General features: G+C 72.8%; 16 protein-coding genes and 2 pseudogenes. 6 read left to right on the plus strand and 12 right to left on the minus strand.

Annotated features, from left to right (window positions below; all coding sequences use genetic code 11):
* Positions 1-18 precede the first annotated feature (18 nt).
* A complete protein-coding gene (locus FB563_RS03665) occupies positions 19-666 on the minus strand; it encodes a ScbR family autoregulator-binding transcription factor (RefSeq protein ID WP_055708697.1) in 648 nt (215 codons plus the stop codon).
* Positions 667-1,103: 437 nt separating this feature from the next.
* Here FB563_RS03665 and FB563_RS03670 point away from each other — a divergent pair, with 437 nt between their 5' ends.
* Entirely contained in the window at positions 1,104-1,958 is an 855-nt protein-coding gene (locus tag FB563_RS03670; RefSeq protein ID WP_055708698.1) for a lytic polysaccharide monooxygenase auxiliary activity family 9 protein, read from the plus strand.
* Positions 1,959-1,988: 30 nt separating this feature from the next.
* Here FB563_RS03670 and FB563_RS03675 read toward each other — a convergent pair whose 3' ends face one another.
* A complete protein-coding gene (locus FB563_RS03675; protein WP_055708699.1) occupies positions 1,989-2,642 on the minus strand; it encodes a hypothetical protein in 654 nt (217 codons plus the stop codon).
* A 656-nt stretch (positions 2,643-3,298) separates the two neighbouring features.
* Between FB563_RS03675 and FB563_RS03680 the strand changes: the two genes are divergently transcribed.
* Both FB563_RS03680 and FB563_RS03685 read left to right on the plus strand, forming a co-directional pair.
* The gene (locus tag FB563_RS03680) at positions 3,299-4,015 is read left to right on the plus strand and encodes a DUF6230 family protein (protein ID WP_055710173.1); all 717 of its coding nucleotides are present in this window, start codon (positions 3,299-3,301) and stop codon (positions 4,013-4,015) included.
* A 5-nt stretch (positions 4,016-4,020) separates the two neighbouring features.
* Positions 4,021-4,491 carry a DUF6114 domain-containing protein gene (locus FB563_RS03685; protein ID WP_234358072.1) on the plus strand — a complete coding sequence of 157 codons (471 nt, stop codon included), beginning with the start codon at positions 4,021-4,023 and terminating at the stop codon, positions 4,489-4,491.
* A gap of 316 nt (positions 4,492-4,807) precedes the next feature.
* On the opposite strand, the gene FB563_RS03690 is transcribed toward FB563_RS03685, so the two are convergent.
* Together FB563_RS03690 and FB563_RS03695 are read right to left on the minus strand one after the other, a co-directional pair.
* Positions 4,808-7,348 carry an HAD-IC family P-type ATPase gene (locus FB563_RS03690; RefSeq protein ID WP_244328999.1) on the minus strand — a complete coding sequence of 847 codons (2,541 nt, stop codon included), beginning with the start codon at positions 7,346-7,348 and terminating at the stop codon, positions 4,808-4,810.
* A 16-nt stretch (positions 7,349-7,364) separates the two neighbouring features.
* The gene (locus FB563_RS03695) at positions 7,365-7,733 is read right to left on the minus strand and encodes an ArsR/SmtB family transcription factor (RefSeq protein WP_142218453.1); all 369 of its coding nucleotides are present in this window, start codon (positions 7,731-7,733) and stop codon (positions 7,365-7,367) included.
* A 176-nt stretch (positions 7,734-7,909) separates the two neighbouring features.
* Here FB563_RS03695 and FB563_RS03700 point away from each other — a divergent pair, with 176 nt between their 5' ends.
* Both FB563_RS03700 and FB563_RS03705 read left to right on the plus strand, forming a co-directional pair.
* Positions 7,910-8,365 (plus strand): tellurite resistance TerB family protein, encoded by a 456-nt coding sequence (locus FB563_RS03700; protein ID WP_142218454.1) that lies wholly within the window; start codon positions 7,910-7,912, stop codon positions 8,363-8,365.
* Between the two features lie 28 nt (positions 8,366-8,393).
* Positions 8,394-9,398: an Lrp/AsnC family transcriptional regulator gene (locus FB563_RS03705; RefSeq protein ID WP_142218455.1), complete on the plus strand. Its 1,005-nt coding sequence runs from the start codon at positions 8,394-8,396 to the stop codon at positions 9,396-9,398.
* A gap of 236 nt (positions 9,399-9,634) precedes the next feature.
* Here the strand turns inward: FB563_RS03705 and FB563_RS03710 are convergent, their stop codons facing one another.
* The 8 genes and pseudogenes from FB563_RS03710 to FB563_RS03745 all read right to left on the minus strand — a co-directional run bounded on the left by FB563_RS03710 (position 9,635) and on the right by FB563_RS03745 (position 17,755).
* The gene (locus FB563_RS03710) at positions 9,635-11,029 is read right to left on the minus strand and encodes an MFS transporter (RefSeq protein WP_142218456.1); all 1,395 of its coding nucleotides are present in this window, start codon (positions 11,027-11,029) and stop codon (positions 9,635-9,637) included.
* A 193-nt stretch (positions 11,030-11,222) separates the two neighbouring features.
* Complete coding sequence (locus FB563_RS03715; RefSeq protein WP_055707940.1) at positions 11,223-12,185, minus strand: ABC transporter substrate-binding protein; 963 nt, start codon at positions 12,183-12,185, stop codon at positions 11,223-11,225.
* 129 nt (positions 12,186-12,314) lie between these two features.
* Entirely contained in the window at positions 12,315-12,983 is a 669-nt protein-coding gene (locus FB563_RS03720) for an ABC transporter permease (protein WP_055707939.1), read from the minus strand.
* The gene (locus FB563_RS03725; protein WP_055707938.1) at positions 12,980-13,633 is read right to left on the minus strand and encodes an ABC transporter permease; all 654 of its coding nucleotides are present in this window, start codon (positions 13,631-13,633) and stop codon (positions 12,980-12,982) included. Before FB563_RS03725 ends, FB563_RS03720 begins: the two co-directional genes overlap by 4 nt.
* 353 nt (positions 13,634-13,986) lie before the next feature.
* A pseudogene (locus FB563_RS03730) lies at positions 13,987-15,108 on the minus strand (ABC transporter ATP-binding protein); the annotation flags it as partial.
* Between the two features lie 137 nt (positions 15,109-15,245).
* Positions 15,246-15,968: an FAD:protein FMN transferase gene (locus FB563_RS03735; protein WP_055707937.1), complete on the minus strand. Its 723-nt coding sequence runs from the start codon at positions 15,966-15,968 to the stop codon at positions 15,246-15,248.
* A 1-nt stretch (position 15,969) separates the two neighbouring features.
* Entirely contained in the window at positions 15,970-16,401 is a 432-nt protein-coding gene (locus FB563_RS03740) for an FMN-binding protein (RefSeq protein WP_055707936.1), read from the minus strand.
* Positions 16,402-16,417: 16 nt separating this feature from the next.
* Positions 16,418-17,755: a ferredoxin reductase family protein gene (locus FB563_RS03745; RefSeq protein WP_055707935.1), complete on the minus strand. Its 1,338-nt coding sequence runs from the start codon at positions 17,753-17,755 to the stop codon at positions 16,418-16,420.
* Between the two features lie 174 nt (positions 17,756-17,929).
* On the opposite strand from FB563_RS03745, the pseudogene FB563_RS43870 reads away from it, so the two are divergent.
* Positions 17,930-18,068: pseudogene (locus tag FB563_RS43870) on the plus strand (response regulator); the annotation flags it as partial.
* Positions 18,069-18,113 lie beyond the last annotated feature (45 nt).

An 18,113-nucleotide genomic window follows, 5' to 3' on the forward strand; every position in this document is an offset into this window, starting at 1 on the left:
GTCACCGTATCGCGTGCCTCAGGCGGTTCGGATCTCCCGCTCCAGCTGCGTGGCGAGCGTGACGTAGCGGGGGCGGCGGTGCACCGGGACCAGGCCCCGGATCAGCAGGTGCCACATCTCGGCGACCCGGCGCGGCAGCCGTCCCGCCGGTTCGAGCGAGCGGCCGGCGACCCGCGTGCCGACGAAGAAGGCGACCAGGGAGTGTGCGACGACGCCGACGTCGAGCTCGCCGTGCACATCGGACTCCCTGACGGCTCCGGTGAACTTACGGGTGGCGAACTCCAGCCACTCGGTGAAGGGATGCCTGAGGGGCGGCCGTACGGCGACGTCGGCGGTGGCGAGGCGGAGCGCGGCGCGCGGCACCGGGTCCTCCACGGCGAGCCGCGCGACCCCGAACGTGGTGCGCATCAGGGCCTCCAGCGAGGAGCAGCCGCGGCTCTCGACCTCGGCGACGACCGCTTTCGCGGCCTTGGCGTTGAGTTCGAGGATGGCGTGGGCGAGGTCCTCCTTGGCGGCGAAGTGGAAGTACAGCGCCCCCTTGGTGACCTTCGCGTGCGTGACGATGTCGCTCAGACTCGTGGACTCGTAGCCTTGCCGGTCGAACAGATCGGCGGCGGCCGTGATGATCGTTGCCCGGGTCTGTTCGGCACGTAACTGCCTCGCCATCCTGGGACCCCTCCTCGCGACTCATATCAACGAACGGGACATGCGGTTTGTTTTTGACCCCCCGCACACGATAACTCACCGAGTGGCAGCGGCGGTTCGGGCGCGGGTCGGCGGGCCCACACGTGTCACCGGTGGATCCGGCGCCGAACAGGCCCCCGGCGGTTCGTGAACGGCGAGATGAGAACGGTTTCCCCCTTCCTTTCCCGGCTGTCGTCGGCAGCCGCGGGGCGGCGGGCCCCCAACCCATGATCGCCACCATACGAGGACGGCCGCCGGCTCCTCAACGGGGCCCCGAATCAGGCGCGAAACGTCCGAACCGGTCGGTGCTTTCACGCCCCCTGACCATCGATCCGCCGGTCCGGGTGAACACACGCAACGCCTCGGCCGTACTGGACCGCGCAGACCCCGTTCCCGCGCCCGTCGAGGAGACATCCCGGATGACCCGGATGACCGCCCGCCCGAGCGTCACGGCGGCCGCCGCCGCGGCCCCGCTCCTGCTCCTGTCGTGGGCGGCGGGGTCTGCCCAGGCACACGGCGCCCCCACGGATCCGGTCAGCCGGGTCTACGCCTGCTCTCCCCGGGGCGGCGACGCCGCGCGTTCGGCGGCCTGCCGTGCGGCGGTCGCGGCGAACGGCACCCCCTTCACCGCGTGGGACAACCTGCGCGTGGCAGGGGTGAACGGCCGTGACCGGCAGGTGATTCCGGACGGCAGACTGTGCAGCGGAGACCTTCCGGCATACCGGGGCCTGGACCTGGCGCGGCGGGACTGGCCGGCGACCCGCCTGACGCCCGGGGCCGCACTGACGATGACGTACGCCTCGACGATCGCGCACGCGGGCACGTTCCGGCTGTACCTGACCAAGCCCGGCTACGACCCGGCGAGACCGCTCAGGTGGTCGGATCTGCCGGAGCGGCCCTTCGCCCAGGTCACCGATCCACCGCTGCGGGACGGGGCGTATCACATCGCCGTGAGACTCCCGCGGGACCGGACGGGGCGTCAGGTTCTTTACACCGTCTGGCAGAACAGCAGCACGCCGGACACCTATTACTCGTGTTCCGACGTGGTCTTTCCGGAGAAGGACGAGAAAAAGGCGGGAGCGGAGGCGGGATCAGGGGCGGGATCAGGGCAGGCGAAGGCCGCGCAGGCGACGTCTCCGGACCCGGCTCCCGCCGCGGGCGGGCAGGTCACCCGGGGCACGGGCCCCTCCGCGCCCATGCTGGCGGGCGGCGCCGCCGCGGTGCTGGTGCTCACCGGGGGCGCCGCCCTCGCAGTGCGTCTGCGACGACGCTGAAGTCTGCGGTTCTGCGGGACAGTCGGCCCCTCAGTTCACGTAGACCGGGGTACCGCCGTCCGTCACGGGCGCGTACTTGGCGGTGAAGTAGCCGTTGGCGAAGCACAGCGACGAACCGGAGGTCTTGGTGAACTGCTGGTTGGTGAAGCTGATGCTGTTGTCGGCGTTGTCGGCCTTCCCGGTCAGCGAGGCCGCCTGGTAGACGCAGGTGATGGAGCCCAGCAGGGTGCGCAGCTTGACCGTGGTCTGGATGGTGGAGCCGCTCGCCGGCGAGACGGTGAGGGTGCCGTCGGAGCCGACCGTCGCCGTGTAGGGCAGGTTGTCGACGGTGATGCTGCTGACACCGAGCACGCCGGTCACGTTGCTGGTGCAGGAGCTGGGGTCGAAGGTGTGCCCGGTGACGGACTCGGTGGCCGTACCGGGGGCGGACGGGTTGCCGGTGACCGTGGCGGTGAACTGGGAGGACGTGCACCTGACGCCGCTGGTGCCGGTCGCGCTGGAGTAGAGCGTGGCGGAGGTGCCGGAGGCCAGCGGCGCGGTGACGGTGTCGCCGGCCGCGACGGCGGTGCCGCCCGCGCTGCCGGTGGTGAGGACGGCGCTGCCGTCGGCGGAGGCGGGGGCGGCGACCGCGAGGGTGAGTGCGGTGGCGGTGCCGGCGAGGGCGAGAAGGGATCGGGTACGCATGCGGGTGCCTCTTTCCTGGGTGGGGTCCGGATGAGGTGGGTGGGGGGTGGCGGATGGGGGGTCGATGGTGCGGGACGGCATGGGATGCCGTAGGGGCGTGGTGCGGTGAGGTGCGCGGTGCCGCCGGCGCAGGACCGTGCGCCTTCTCCGTACGCGACGGTCCGGCGACGGCGGCCGTGCGGGCACCGGCCGAAGGCCCGGGGGTAGACCTTCGGCCGGGCCGGCAGAGGACGGCCGGGCACGACCGGGGGGACGGGGGCCGTGCCGGGCCGCACCGATGTGAACGGTTTCTGTCGTCCGAGGTGAGCGGTCGGCGTGAGAGGCCGGGAAACGCATCCGGTGCCGCTCGGCGGATCCGGCGCCACGGATCCGTGAAAGCAGGGGAAGTTGTAGACCTGATCAACCGTCAACGTCAAGTCCTACAAGGGCAGTTGCAACCGGCGATCGCAGCTCGCGCACATCCGGCACGCTTTTTTCACATCCGCCTTGACCCTCCGAAGTAACCGGCGGTAACTTCCTCGAAGGCTACTGCCGCGTAACGAGAAAGCCCTTGCTCCGCCGGGGTGCGGGGAGGCGTACGCGACAGTCGCTGTCCGCGCCAGGACACCGCGCCACTGAAGCCCGACCCGCATTGATGCATGCCCATGGGAGCAGACATGGCCTCGTCCCCGGACGTCCCGTCCGTCGGCAACACCCCCGAGAACCCGGGAAACGGTTCGCCCTCCGAAACTCCTGAAACGCCCGAAACACCGCAGGCGGCCGTCACCGCCGCGGGCGGCGAGAGACGGGGCCGGGTCCGGGCCCGGCGGGCCGCGGTGATGGCGGTACCCGCCACCCTCCTCGCAGCCGGTCTCGCGGTGCTCACCGCCCAGGGAGCGCTGGGCGTGCAGTTCGCGATCTCCGGCATGCCGTTCACGGTCACCGCGACGGAACTGAACGGAACCGGTTTCGAGCAGTTCGGCGGCCTCGACAACATGGCGGACGGCAGCCCGAACGCCGGTGACACCGGGGGGCAGGAGCTCGTGGTGACCTCCGCCATCAAGAACGCCACGCTCACCAAGCTGTGCCAGAGCGTCGACCTCGGCGGCACCAACCTGCTCATCACGGCGGGCGGCGGCGCGGACAAGGTGCAGGCAACGGACCTGACCACCGACTCCACCGAGCTGTCCGGCGACGCCGCGTTCAACAACATCGAGATCGGCAACGACGCCAGCACGCTGACCAAGGCGGGCGTGAAGGGCCCGATCGGTGTGTTCAGCCAGCAGGCCGACACCGTGCGCATCGCCAACCTACGGCAGACCAACTACGCGACGACAGCTGGTGTGTTCAAGCTGCCGGGCCTCAAGCTCCGTTTCAGCGGCTCGGGTTGCTGATCGCGGTGGCCGACCGTCCACGCCCGGGAGCGCGGGCCGCCTTCCGTGGCTGGCGGGCCCGCCGGCCGTTCTGGGGCGGGCTGCTGCTCGCGCTGGCCGGCGGCGAGATCCTGCTCACCGAGAAGGCCTCGCTGAAGGTCGTGATGCACATCGGCATGCAGGGGGCGGCCGGCTACCTGCTGCCGACCCTGATGGCACTGCTGGGCCTGCTGATCCTGTTCAACCCGGCGCAGCGGCTCTTCTACTCCATCACCGGCGTCCTGCTCTCCCTGGGCACCTGGGTCACGTCCAACCTGGGCGGCTTCTTCATCGGCCTCCTGCTGGGCGTCACCGGCAGCTGCCTCGCCTTCGGCTGGCTCCCCGACCAGGAGCCGCGCCTCAGCCGCCGTAAACGCCGTAGGCAGGCGAAGGCGGCGGCACGGGCACGGGCCGAGGGCATCAAGAGTCCGCAGGGGACGAAGGGCCTGGCCGCCTGACGGCACCGGAGGGCGGGCGCGGGTGTCGGCCCGCCGCGTGCGGATCCAGGCAAACCGACGGCCGTCTCCGCCGGTTGCCCGATCAGGCACCGACCACGCGAGCCGCTCCCCCGCTGGGCCCGCGCTCACGGGTGGCTCGGCGGACGCCGCGCGCCCGGTGCTCAACCCCCGCTCACCAGCGGGGCCCGGTGGACACCGCACGATCCCGTCACCCGGCCCCCGCTCCGGGCTCCCCCGGACGCCGCGCCGTCTGCGGGGCCGTACGCTCACCCGCCGACGCGCCGGCCTCGCTCACGGGGCACGACCTGCGACGGCTTCACGACACGGACCCCTCCGGCCGCCGCCGCGCGGGGTGCTTCGTGGTCATGGTGAGGGCCATGGCGTACAGGCCGAGGACGGCGGCCAGCAGCAGGTGGTACGGGGCGGGCAGGGCGGTCATGCCGAGCGCGGCGCCCAGCGGGCTGGGCGGTAGGGCGATCCCCACGGCGGCGAGGAAGGCGGCGGCCCAGCCGACCGGTCCCGACCATCCGCCCCGCGCAAGGCGCCGCCCGTCGCGCAGGAGCAGCATGACCAGCGCCTGGGTGAGCAGGTTCTCGGTGAACCAGGCGGAGTGGAAGACGGCCTCGTCGTGCAGCGCGTCGGGGCCGTTCAGGGCGAGCGTGAGGACGCCGAAGGTGGCGAGGTCGGCGAAGGCGTTGAGGACGCCGAAGCCGGTGATGAACCGCAGGAAGGCGGCCGGCCGCAGCACGGTCGGCCGACGCAGCTCGCTCGGGGCCGGGCGGTCGTGGGCGAAGGCGAGCTGGGCGGCGTCGAAGCACAGGTTCTGCGCGAGCACCTGCACGGGGAGCATCGGCAGGAAGGGCAGCAGCAGTCCGGCCGCGAGCATGGCGAGGACGTTGCCCAGGTTGGAGGAGAGGGTCACCCGCAGATAGGCGGCGATGTTGGCGCTGCTGCGGCGGCCGGCGGTGACGGCGTGTCCGATGGCGGTGAGGTCCTTCTCGCCCAGCACGACGTCCGCGCTCTCCCGCGCCACCGCCACGGCGCCGCGCGGCGCGATCCCGACGTCGGCGGCGAGCAGCGCGGCCACGTCGTTGACGCCGTCCCCGAGGAAGCCGACGGTGTGCCCGGCGGCCCGCAGCCCGGCGACGACACGGGCCTTGTCCTCGGGGGTGCACCGGGCGACGACCGTGGTGGTCCCGCCGGCCCGGCCCGGGCCGTCCCCCTCGCCGGTCCGGGCGGTGCGCACCTCCCCCGGCTCCAGCCCGGCCTCCCGGCAGACACGTGCCGCGGTCGCCGGGTGGTCGCCGGTGAGGATGTGGACGCCGACGCCGAGGGCGGCGAGGGTGCGCAGGGACTCGGCGGCGCCCGGGGCGAGTTCGTCGCGGAAGGTGACCAGGCCTCGGAAGGTGAGTCCGCGTTCGTCGGCGGGGGTGTACGGGCGGATGCGGGCGGGTCGTTCGGCGGTGGCGACGGCCAGCACCCGCTGCCCGGTCTCCGCCTCGCGTGCGGCGAGCGCGAGCAGCCGCTGCCGCTCGGCGTCCGGCAGCGCGCAGCGCGCCAGGACGTCCTCGGCGGCTCCCTTGGTGATCAGCAGGTGGTGGCCGAACCGGCCGGCGACGACGGCGGTCGCGAGCCGCCGGCCGGGCGCGACGGGCAGCGCGGCGAGCCCGTCGTACTCCTCACCCACTGCCCCGGCGACGTCGAGCAGCGCCTCGTCCAGGGCGTCGGGGGCGGGCAGTTCGGCGAGGTGCAGGGTCCACCAGGCGCCGGCGGCCGCCCAGCGCAGCACCTCCGGATCGTCCCGGCCGTCGGGCCCGAGGGAGCGGGCGGCGACCGGCCGGTCCTGGGTGAGGGTGCCGGTCTTGTCCACGCACAATACGTCGATCGCGCCGAGGTCGTGCAGCGCGGGCAGCCGCCGTACGACGACCCGGCGGGTGCGGGCCAGCAGCGCGGCACTCCGGGCGAGGCACGTGGTGACGATCACCGGGAGCATCTCGGGGGTGAGCCCGACGGCCACGGACACGACGAACGGCAGCGTCTGCAGGCCCCGGCCGCGCAGCGCCGCGCCCGCCATGAGCACGAGCGGCGGGGTGAGCAGCATGAACCGGACCAGCACCCGGGCGATGCCGTGCACGGACCGGTCGAAGGCGCTGGGCTCGCGCGGCTCCGGCGTACGCTGCGCGGCCGCGAACCGGGTGCGCGCCCCGGTGGCCACGACGACCGCGGTGGCGCTGCCCGCGACGACCGCGCTGCCCTGGAAGCACAGCATGGACTCGCCGAGCGGCTCCGGCGGTTCGGCGGCGGCCTTGGCCACGGGCGCGGACTCGCCGGTGAGCGCGGCCTCGGACACGGTGAGACCGCGGGCGCGCAGCAGCCGTACGTCGGCCGGGACGAGGTCGCCCGGGCCGAGCCGTACGACGTCACCGGGCACCAGGTCGGCCAACGGGACCTCGTGGGCGCGCGGGGCGGCGGCGTCGTCGGTGCGGCGCAGCACGGTGGCCGTACCGGCGACGAGTTCGCGCAAGGAGGCGAGCGAGCGGTCGGCGCGGCGCTCGCCGGCCGCGCGCAGCGCGCAGCTGACGGCCACCAGGGCGAGGATCACCGTGGCGGTGCCCCAGGAGGCGACGAACGCCGACACCAGGCCGAGGGTGAGGAGGACGGCGGTGAACGGGTCGCGCAGGCCGCGCAGACAGCGCCGGAGCGCGGAGGGGGTACGCGGGCGGGGCGGGGCGTTCTCGCCGTGGGTGGCGAGCCGGGCGGCGGCCTCGGCGTCGGTGAGTCCGCGCGGGCCGGTGTCGAGGCGGCGCAGCACCTGGAGCGACGTGCCGCTCGCGCTGCCGGTCCCGGGTCCGCCCACCGGACCCGTCGAGGCCTCAGAGGCCACGGAGGCGGCGGGCGGGGGCCGGGACGGCCGCGGCCCGTTCGGCGAGCCGGCCGACGAGGAGGCGTACGACGTCGACGACGGCGGCCTGTCCGGCGGCGTCCACGAAGTACACCTGACGGCGGCCCTCGCGACGGGAGCGGACCAGCCCGGCGAGCTTCAGCTTGGTCAGGTGCTGGCTGACGGCGGGCAGCGCGCCGCCGACCCGCTCGGCCAGCCCGGTGACATCGCTCTCCCCCTGGATCAGCGCCCAGACGATGTGCAGCCGGGCGGGCGAGGCGAGCAGCCCGAAGGCGGCGGCCGCCTCGGCGAGCACCTCGGCGGAGGGGTCCTGGTAGCCGGTGCCGGGCGCTGTCGCCACTGTCGCCTTCCCTCCGCGTCGTCCTGTGTGCCGTCTGTTCCGTCCGTGTGCGGCAATTCAGTCTAGGCGGCGGGAACTTCCCGGCGAGCCCCGGAGTTTCCACGGTGCTGCAGAAGTCTTCGCCGGTGTGCCGGGGAGCGCCCGGGCGTGGATCGCGAGTGATACGAGGAGTGCGCATGGCACTGTGGGACCGCGTCAAGGAATCGGCGACGCAGATGCAGACCCAGTTGGTGGCGAAGAAGAACGACCTGAAGAGCGGCGCGTTCCGCGATGCGAGCATGGCGATGTGCGCGCTCGTCGCGGCCGCGGACGGGAGCGTGGATCCGTCGGAGCGCCAGCGGGTGGCCCAGCTCATCGCCACGAACGAGGTGTTGCAGAACTTCCCGGCGGACGACCTCAGGCGCCGCTTCGAGGAGAACCTGAACAAGCTGACGACGGACTTCGCCTTCGGCAAGGTGAGCGTGCTGCAGGAGATCGCCAAGGCGAAGAAGAAGCCGGCCGAGGCGCGGGCCGTGATACAGATCGGCATCGTGATCGGCGGCGCGGACGGCGACTTCGACAAGACGGAGCAGGCCGTGGTGCGCGAGGCCTGCTACACGCTGGACCTGCCGCCGCACGAGTTCGACCTCTGAGCCCGTCGGGCCACGCGAGGACGGGGGCATGCTCGACGACCTCGACCGTGCTCTCATCCACGCCCTGCATCTGGACGGCCGGGCGCCGTTCAGCGGGATCGCGGAGGTCCTCGGTGTCTCGGCACAGACCGTGGCCCGCCGCTACCGCCGGCTGCGCCACGAGGCCGGGCTGCGCGTGGTGGGCCTCGCCGACCCGCACCGGGCGGGCCGCGCGCAGTGGCTGGTCCGGCTGACGGCGACGGCACGCTCGGCACAGGACATCGCCGGGGCGCTGGTACGGCGGCCGGACACGTCCTGGGTGAAGCTGACGTCGGGGGGCACCGAGATCACCGCGGTGATCCACGCCCCTGCAGAGGACGCCTCGCCCGGCCCCCTCCTGCTGCACGACGTCCCGCGCACCGGCGGCATCACGGCCGTCTCCGCGCACTGCCTGCTGCACACCTACCTGGGCGGTCCCGCCAACTGGCGACGCAGCGCCCAGGCCCTCGACGAGGAGCAGCAGGCCGCCCTGCGGTACCGGGAGAGCGCCGAGGGGGTTCGGGAACCGGGGCCCGAGGACGCGGAGTTGCTGGCCGCGCTGGAGCGGGACGGGCGCGCCGGGCAGGGCGAGCTGGCCCGGGCGACCGGCTGGTCGCCCACGACCGTGGCCCGGCGGCTGGCCGAACTGCGCGCGTCGGGCGCGCTGTTCTTCGACGTGGAGGTGGACGCCGCGCTCTTCGGCGTGCGTACCCGGGCCCTGCTGTGGCTGTCGGTGCGGCCGGCCGACCTGGAGCAGGTCGCGCTCGCCCTGGCCGGCCATGACGAGCTGGCGTTCGTGGCCGCGACCACCGGCCGCACGAATCTGGTCGCGCAGGCGCTGTGCCGCGATCCGGCCGACCTGCACCGGTATCTGACGCGGCGGCTGGGTGCGCTGCGGGAGATCGACGCGCTGGAGACGAGCCCGGTGCTGCGTACGTTCAAGGCGGCGAGTCCGGTGCTGACGGATCTGGAAAGGGTGCGGCGTCTCCACACGCCCACCCGGCGGGGCGGTTGAGACCGTGCGCGACTGGGCGTGCGGTGTGGCCGGTCGCGCCCACGCGGCGGAGCCGTATGTCGATCCAGCCCCGCGCCCCATCGGGGCGCTTCCCGCCGCAGTCTGCGGGCAGTCGTGCCGCTGGGGCGACGGGGCCCCCGGTCGAGCGAAGCCGAGAGTGGGGGAGGGTGGGCGCAGGCGGCACCCCGCGAGCGCGGCCAAGCCAGACCCACCCCGCCCAGCCCGGCACCAGGTGCCTAGGAAGCTCCCTCCGCCGCCCCCACCGACCCGCTCGCCACCCAGGCCACGCCCAGCAGCCCCACCGCCACCCAGCACGCCGCCTGGGGTGCACCCGAGCCCGTTCCCGCCAGGTAGGTGCTGCCGAGGACCGCCACTCCCAGGGTGGCCCCCAGCTGCTGTACCGCGTTGAGCAGTCCGGCCGCCGAGCCGATCTCCTGCGGACGCAGGGGGTGCAGGGCGAGGGTGAAGAAGGCGGGGGTGAACAGGCCTGCGCCGAGGCCGACGAGGGCGAGGGCCGGGAGCAGGGCGACCGGGTAGTGGCCCGGCGTGGTCGTGCGGTACGCGGCCACGGCGGCGAGCAGTCCGGTCAGCAGCAGCCCGAGCCCGTACGGCATGACCCGGCGTCCGTGCCGCCGTACCAGCCGTGAACCCGTCCACCAGGAGGCGAGGGCAAGACCGGCGGACCACGGCAGCAGGCTCAGTCCGGACGCCAGCACGCCGGTGCCCGTGTCGAGCTGGAGCTGAAGGACGACCACGACGGTGAGGCCGTTGGTCACCGCGAAGAAGGCCGTGGAGGTGACGAGGGCGGCCGGGAAGCCGCGGTGGGTGAACAGACCGGGCTCCAGCAGCGGACGGGCCGTGCGCCGCTGGTGCCGGGCGAAGCCGGCGAGCACGAGGAGTCCGGTGCCGAGCAACACCCAGTCGTATGCGCCCAGTTGGCTGAAGTCGCCGCCGATCAGCGGGTACACCAGGAGCCCGGTGCCGAGTGCGGCCAGGGCGGTGCCGGGCCAGTCGAGGGCCGGGCGGTGCGGGGCACGGTTCTCCGGCAGGTTCCGGGCGAGGGCCAGCACCAGCGCGGCCACCGGCACGTTCACCAGGAACGCGGACCGCCAGGACGAGCCGAACAGGTCGGCGTGGGTCAGTACACCGCCGAGGACGGGCCCGCAGACGGCGGCGAGGCCCATCACCGGTCCGATGCTGCCCAGCGCCTTCGCGGTCTCCTCCCCCGAGAACATCGCCTTGATCAGCCCGATGGTCTGCGGAATGATCAGCGCCGCCGCTGCGCCCTGCACCGCCCGGAAGGCGATGAGCAGCCCGGGCGACGGCGCCAGTGCGCAGGCCACGGACGCCGCCGTGAACAGCGTGACGCCGAGGACGAACATGCGGCGCCGGCCGGCGATGTCCCCGAGCCGTCCGCCGGTGATGAGCAGCACCGCGAACGGCAGGGTGTAGGCGGCGCCGAACCACTGGACGTCCGAGACCGGCCCGCCCAGGTCGGCGTGGACGGCGGGCGCGGCCACCTGTACGACGGTCGCGTCCAGCAGGTTCATCGCCTCACCGAGCAGCAGGGCGGCCAGGCCGGGCCACCGCCTGCGGTAGGGGGTGGCGACAGCCACGTGTGCTGTGGTCATGGGTCTTCCACTGTTCCTCTCGCGCTCACTGCGGGGGCCGGGACCGGCCCCGGGCCAGCGTGCGGGAGCGCGCGAGACGGGCTCCATCAGGAACGGTGTGGATGCGGATTTCTTCCATCGGCCACGCTGATCCTGCAGAAATACGACGCGGGTGCTCCCGGTCTCCCGGGGGCACCCGCGTCGGTGACGGCCGTCAGGCGAGGCCGGCGGTCTTCAGCCAGGCCCGGGCCACGTCCAGCGGGTCCTTGCCCTGGACCTGTACCTGGGTGTCCAGGTCCAGCAGGGTCGCGGTGTCGAGCTTGGCCGAGACCGCGTCGAGCGCGTCCACGCCCTTCTGGGACAGGGCGCCCTTGTGGACGAGCGGCTGGACGTTCTCGAAGCCGAAGAGGTTCTTCGGGTCCTGCAGGACGACGAACTTCTCCTTCGAGATGGTGGGGTCCGTGGTGAAGATGTCCGCGGCCTGCACGGCGTTCTTCTGCAGGGCGGCCTGGGTGAGCGGGCCGCCCGCGTCGAGCGCCTTGAACGACTTGAACTGAAGGCCGTAGACCGACTTCAGGCCCACCAGCCCCTGCTGCCGGGTCTGGAACTCCGGCGAGGCGCCGATGACCAGGTCCTTCGCGATGTCCTTCAGGTCGGCGACGGTCGACTTCTCGGTGAGGTGGTACTTCTTCGCAGTGGCCGCGTTGAGCGTCACCGAGTCCTTCGACTGCGCCGCCGCGGGCTTCAGCAGGGTCAGCTCGGAGCCCAGCTTGGCCTCGATGGCCGTCGTCGTGGCCTCGGCCGTCGTCGGCCTGGCCTTCGGGTCGAGGTAGGCCAGCAGCGCGCCGTTGTACTCGGGCAGCACCTTGATGGCGCCGTTCTTGATCAGCCCGTAGGTGGTCTCGCGGCTGCCGATGTTCGGCTTGTAACCGACCTTGATTCCCTTGGCCTTGAGGGCCTCGCCGTAGATGTCGGCGAGCAGGGTGCTCTCGGGGAAGTTGTTGGATCCGACGACCACGGTGTCGCCGCTCGCCTGGCTGTCCGTCAGCGGGTTGCCGCCGGACTTGCCGCCGTTGGAGGAACAGCCCGCCAGCAGGGCCGTCGCCGCCGCGAGGGCGACCACCGCCGCGCCTCGGTTCCTCCGGATGGACCTGCTGATGCGGTTGATGGAAGTCACCCGCCGATCCAATCCAGCCGGTTCTCGGTCAGTCAAGTGCCGCGAATCTCCGATTCGACTCGATCTGCGGGCACTTGTGAGCATCGAGCACCTGCCTTGTAACGGATTCTTGATGAACGGAAACAAACGTCAGCCGCTCCGTCGTACCCCCGGCGAGACCGTGATGCGGGAGGCCGCCCAGAACAACGCGAGGGTGACCAGGGCGAGCCCGGCGACCAGGGTGGCGCCGCCGACGACCTTCTCGTAGTCCCGCTGGTAGAGACCGTCGATGATGTAGCGGCCGAGTCCGCCGAGGCTGACGTACGCGGCGATGGTGGCGGTGGAGACGATCTGGATGGCCGCGGTGCGCAGACCGCTCAGGACGAGGGGCAGCGCGACCGGCAGCTCGACCTGGAACAGCACCCTGGCCTCGGGCATGCCCATGCCCCGGGCGGCGTCCACGGGCGAGGGGTCGACGGAGCGGATCGCCTCGTAGGTGGTGACCAGGATGGGCGGTACGGCGAGCACGACCAGCGGGATCATCACCGGCACCAGCCCGAATCCGATCCAGATGAACATCAGGACCAGCAGACCGAAGCTGGGCAGCGCCCGGCCCGCCGTGGCGATCAGGGCGAGGGCGTTGCCGCCGCGGCCGTAGTGGCCGGTGACCAGGCCGACGGGCAGTCCGATCAGGGCGGCGAGCAGCAGTGCTTCCAGGGAGTACTTGACGTGCTCGGCGAGCCGGGTGGGGATGCCGTCGTAGCCGTGCCAGTGGGCGCTGTCGCTGAAGAAGGCGTGCGCGAAGTTCAGGACGTTCACCGGGTGGCACCCTTCCTCGGCATCCAGGGGGTGAGCAGGCGGCGCAGCAGCACCAGCAGCGCGTCGGCGAGGATGCCCAGCAGCGCCGTCGTCAGGACCGAGTTCACGGCCAGGGCGGGCCGGTGGTAGGTGGTGGCGTCGTTGAGCATGTTGCCGAGCGCGCCCTGGTTACCGATGAGCATGCCGACGCTGACCAGGGAGAAGCTGGAGACGACCGCCACCCTCAGGCCCGCGATGATCGCGGGTGCGGCGATGGGCAACTGGACCTGGAGATAGCGGCGTACGGGGCCGAAGCCCATGGCCTGCGCGGCGGCCAGGGTCTCCTGCGGCACCGAGCGGACGCCGTCCACGATCCCCGGCACCAGCACCACCAGGCTGTAGACCGCGAGCGGGATCATCACCGTGGTCTCGCTCTGCCCGAAGTAGTCGATGAGTACGACGAAGAAGGCCAGCGACGGGATGGAGTAGAGCACGGTGGTGACGCCGAGGACGGGCGGGTAGACCCAGCGGAAGCGCACACAGAGCTGGGCCACGGGCAGCGCCACGAGCAGCGCGGCCAGCACCGGAAGCAGTCCCTCGCGCACATGCAGCCCGACGAGCCCGAGGTAGCTGTGCTGGAGGTCGCTCGGGAGGTCGAAGAAGCCGTTCATGGCGTGGCCTTGAGGTCGGCACCGCCGGTGGCCTGACCGTCGCCGGCATCGGCGCCGTCGGCCGGCCGGCCCTCTACAGGTCCGGGGCCGTCAGGTGCCTGGTCCCCCACACCGTCGGCACCATCCACGCACTGGCCCCTCGCACCGTCGGCACCATCCACGGACTGGTCATCTGCGGCATCGGCGCGGGCGTCTGGCCGGCCATCCCCGACATCGGCACCGCCAAGTGCCTGCCCATCCACACCCCCCGCACCATCCGCACCGTCCCCGCCCTGGTCATCCGCGGCGTCGGCGGCGTCGATGGCCTGGTGGTTGGCACCGTCCGCACCGTCCGCACGGTCCGCGGCCCGGTCCTGCTCGGTGGCAGACGCCGTCGCGGCCCGGCTGTGGGCGGTGCGGATGGCCTCGCCGATGACCTGCTGGGAGACGACGCCCACGGCGCGTCCCTCGTCGTCCACCGCGACGGCCCAGCCGGTCGGCGAGAGCACCGCCCCGTCGAGCGCGGTGCGCAGCGAGTCCTTGCCGGGCACGAAGGGCCGCCCGTGGTCGAGGAGCCGCTCCCGGTCGACGGCCCCGGCGGTGAGCCGGTCCGGCTCGCTCCAGCCGAGCGGCCTGCCGTCGGCATCGGTGACGAGGAGGTGGGGGGCGTCGGCGCGGGAGGCGATCTCGTCGGCGCCGGCGTCGATGCCCACGATCGGCGCGGTCTGCAGCTCCAGGCCGGCGGACGGGAAGAAGGACAGCCGGCGGATGCCGCGGTCGGCACCGAGGAAGTCCTCCACGAAGGCGTCGGCGGGCGCGCTGAGCAGTTCGGCGGGCGGAGCGAACTGGGCGAGCCGGCCGCCGGTGCGCAGGACGGCGACCATCGTGCCGAGCTTGATCGCCTCGTCGATGTCGTGCGTGACGAAGACGATGGTCTTGCCCAGCTCGTCCTGGATGCGCAGCAGTTCGTCCTGCAGCCCCTTGCGCACCACGGGGTCGACGGCGGAGAACGGCTCGTCCATCAGCAGCACCGGCGGGTCGGCGGCGAGCGCCCTGGCCACGCCGACGCGCTGCTGCTGGCCGCCGGAGAGCTGGTACGGGTACCGCTTGGCGAGCGCGGCGTCGAGCCCCACCCGCTCCATCAGCTCGGCGGCTCGCGCGCGGGCCTTCCGCTTGCTCCAGCCGAGCAGCCGGGGCACGGTGGCGATGTTGTCGAGAATGGTGCGGTGCTGGAAGAGCCCGGCGTTCTGGATGACGTAACCCATCGAGCGGCGCAGGGTGTTGACCGGCTGCCGGCGGATGTCGGTGCCGTCGAGGAGGATGCTGCCCTCGGTGGGCTCCACCATCCGGTTGATCATCCGCAGGGTCGTCGTCTTGCCGCAGCCGGAGGGCCCGACGAGGACGGTGATCGCGCGGTCCGGTATCTCGAGCGACAGCCGGTCGACCGCGACCGTGCCGTCCGGATACCGCTTCGTGACTGACTCTATGCGTATCAAAACGCCGAATGCCCTTCGGGTCTGGCGGACTTCCGCCTGCTTTCGGCCACGGTCGTCGCTGCGCAGCCCGTTGCGGGGAGAGTCTAGACCGCGAGTGTTTCAGCATCCTGTCGCGCGAGTGGCCCCCGTCACCGGCGTCAGGCCGCCACCGGCAGGCCCGGGGTGCGCAGCACGCTGCGCGCGGCATCGACCGCGAACACCTCGCAGCGGGGGCGGGCGGCGGCCCAGGCCGGCCCGTCGGCGCCCAGCGCGAAGGCGGCCGTGGCGGTCGCGTCCGCCTCGGTCAGGGTCGGGGCCACCACGGTGAGGCTGAGCAGCCCCGTCGCGGGGCGTCCCGTGCGGCCGTCGAGGATGTGGTCACCGCGCTCGTACCGCCCGGAGGTGGCCACGGCCGCGTCGGTGACCGCCAGCACGGCACAGAGCCGGTCGGCCTGTTCCGGGTGTCGTATCCCGACCCGCCACGGCCCGCCGGAGACCACCACGTCACCGCCGGCGTTGAGGCAGAACCGCCGTGCCCCGGCCGCCGCCAGCAGCCCGGCCGCCCGCTGCACGGACCAGCCCTTGACCACCGCGCAGGGATCGAAGGCCCGGCCGGGCAGCCGCACGTCGAAGGCACCGCCGGTCGCGGCCCGGTACCGCTCGCACAGGCGGAGGACCTCCCTGAGATCCGCGCTCGGCTCACCGTCCGCCGGCTCCCCGCGCCCGTAGCGGGACACCTCGCTGTCGGGCTTGAACGGACTGAAACGGGCGTCCACTTGGCGCAGCCAGGCGAAGACCTCGTCCGCCGCCGCGCCGAAGTCGCCCTCGTCGTCGATCCGCAGCGAGACGGGGAAGCCCATGACGTGCTCGACACGCCGCACGTCACGTCCCCTTGGCGTCGATCGCGGCCTGGAGGGACTCCTTGTACCCCTGGCTCGTGATCGTGGCCCCGGACACCGAGTCGATGTGGGCGCTCTGCGCCTTGAGCGTCTCCGCGACCAGCTCCGGCACCGCCCACCGGGTCTGCGGATGGTGGGGTGCCTGGAGCATCCGTACGGCGGCGATCCGGTCGCCCCGGAAGGTCACCTCCACCTGGAAGACACCCTTCGTGGTGCTCACCGCGGTGCCCTGCACGACCCGCGACGAGGACGCGGCGGAGGAGGACGCGGCGGGCGAGGAGGCCGCGGCGGACGGCATGGCGGTCGGGGTCGACGCCGGCTGGGCGGTGTCGACGGTCCCGGTCGAGGGATGGTATCGCCACACCGGTATCAGGCCGGCGACGGTCAGCACGAAGACGGGAATGGCTCGCTTCACGGTCGGTCGCCCTCTCTCAGCCCGCGAGGCTGAAGCGCTCGAAGTGGATCTGCCGTTTGGGCACGCCCAGGTCGGCCAGGCTGCGCAGCACGGCGGTCATCATCCCGGGCGGCCCGCACAGGAAGACGTCCCGCTCCGCGATGTCGGGCACGAGACGTGCCAGTTCGCGGGGGGCGAGCTTGTCGGGGAGGACCGGTCCGGTCACCAGGTGGAGCTCGGCGCCCTTGGTGAGGGCGAGCTCGCACAGCTCGTCGTACAGGACGGCGTCGCGGTCGGTGGTCACCCGGTAGATGACCACGGCGTGGCCCTGGAGCTCCTCCAGCAGCGCCCGGATGGGCGTGACACCGACGCCGCCGGCGATCAGCACGGACTCCGGGCGGGTGCGGTGGAGTGTGGTGAAGGCGCCGTAGGGGCCCTCGGCGAAGACGCGGGTGCCGGGCTTGAGGTGCCGCAGGGCGGCGCTGCCGTCGCCGGACGCCTTCGCGGTGAGGCGCAGGGTGCGGCCGTCGGGGGCGGCGGACAGGGAGAAGGGGTTGGCCTGCCACCAGCGGTCCCGGGTGAGGAACCGCCAGAGGAAGAACTGGCCGGCCCGCGCGGGCAGCCGGTCCAGGTGGCGGCCGGTGACGTAGACGGAGACGACGTCGTCGGACTCGGGGACGACCGCCGACACCCGCAGCCGATGCCGCAGGTTCCGCCACAGCGGCAGCACCAGCCGGCCCAGGACGACCGAGCCGAGGGCGACGCCCCACAGCGTGTACCAGTACGTCCGCGCGGCGGGCGAGGAGGTGAAGGTGGTACCGGCCGCGACCTGGTGGGTGAAGGCGAGGACCACGGCGGCGTAGGTGTACAGGTGGATGAAGTGCCAGGTCTCGTAGGCGAGTCGGCGGCGTGCCCAGCGGGCCGAGACGGCGCCGGCCACGACGATCAGCGCGAGCGCGACGACGGCGCGCAGCACGCCCTCGACGGTCTCGGCGAGGTTCACCAGCTGGCTCACCGGGTCCATCGAGGACGCCTGGGCGTAGCCGAAGGTGATGAAGACCGCATGCGTGAGCAGGGTCCACAGGATGCCGAAGCCGGTCCGGCGGTGCCACGAGGTCAGCCGGTCCATGCCGATCCGGCGGTCCAGCCAGGGCAGCCGGGCCACCAGCAGCAGTTGGAAGGCCATCAGGAGGGCGCCGTACAGGCCGGCGAGGCGGCCCAGCACGATCAGCGCGTTGGACGCGAATCCGGCCTGGACGAAGAACCGGGCCACCACGGCCGCGTTGACGGCCAGCAGCAGGTACAGGCCGGTACGGGCCACGGCGCGGGGCCGAATGGTCGTGGGGGGTGCGGGACGGGTCTGGAGGGTCGTCACGGACGCGGCTCCTTGATCGGGTCCTGGATGACGAGCTTCGCCCGGCAACGCTGTCGTTTTTCCTGTCGGACGACTTTCACTTGAGTATCGATGTGGCCCGTGGGGACCGGCAGCTCGGAGGGGTCCGGACGGGTGGCGCAGGATGGGCGGGTGCAGAAAGTACGACTGCTGGTGGTGGACGACGACCCGCCGATCGCCGACCTGGTGGCCACGGTCGCCCGCTACGAGGGCTGGGAGGCGGTCACCGCGTACTGGGGGGAGGAGGCGCCGGCCCGGGCCGCCGAGTTCGGGCCGGACATCGTCGTCCTGGAGGCGCACCGGGGGGGAGCCCGCGGCTGGAGCGGGAGTGCGGTGCGAC

It is taken from the genome of Streptomyces puniciscabiei (genome assembly GCF_006715785.1).
In the GTDB taxonomy this organism is placed as follows: Bacteria; Actinomycetota; Actinomycetes; order Streptomycetales; family Streptomycetaceae; genus Streptomyces; species Streptomyces puniciscabiei.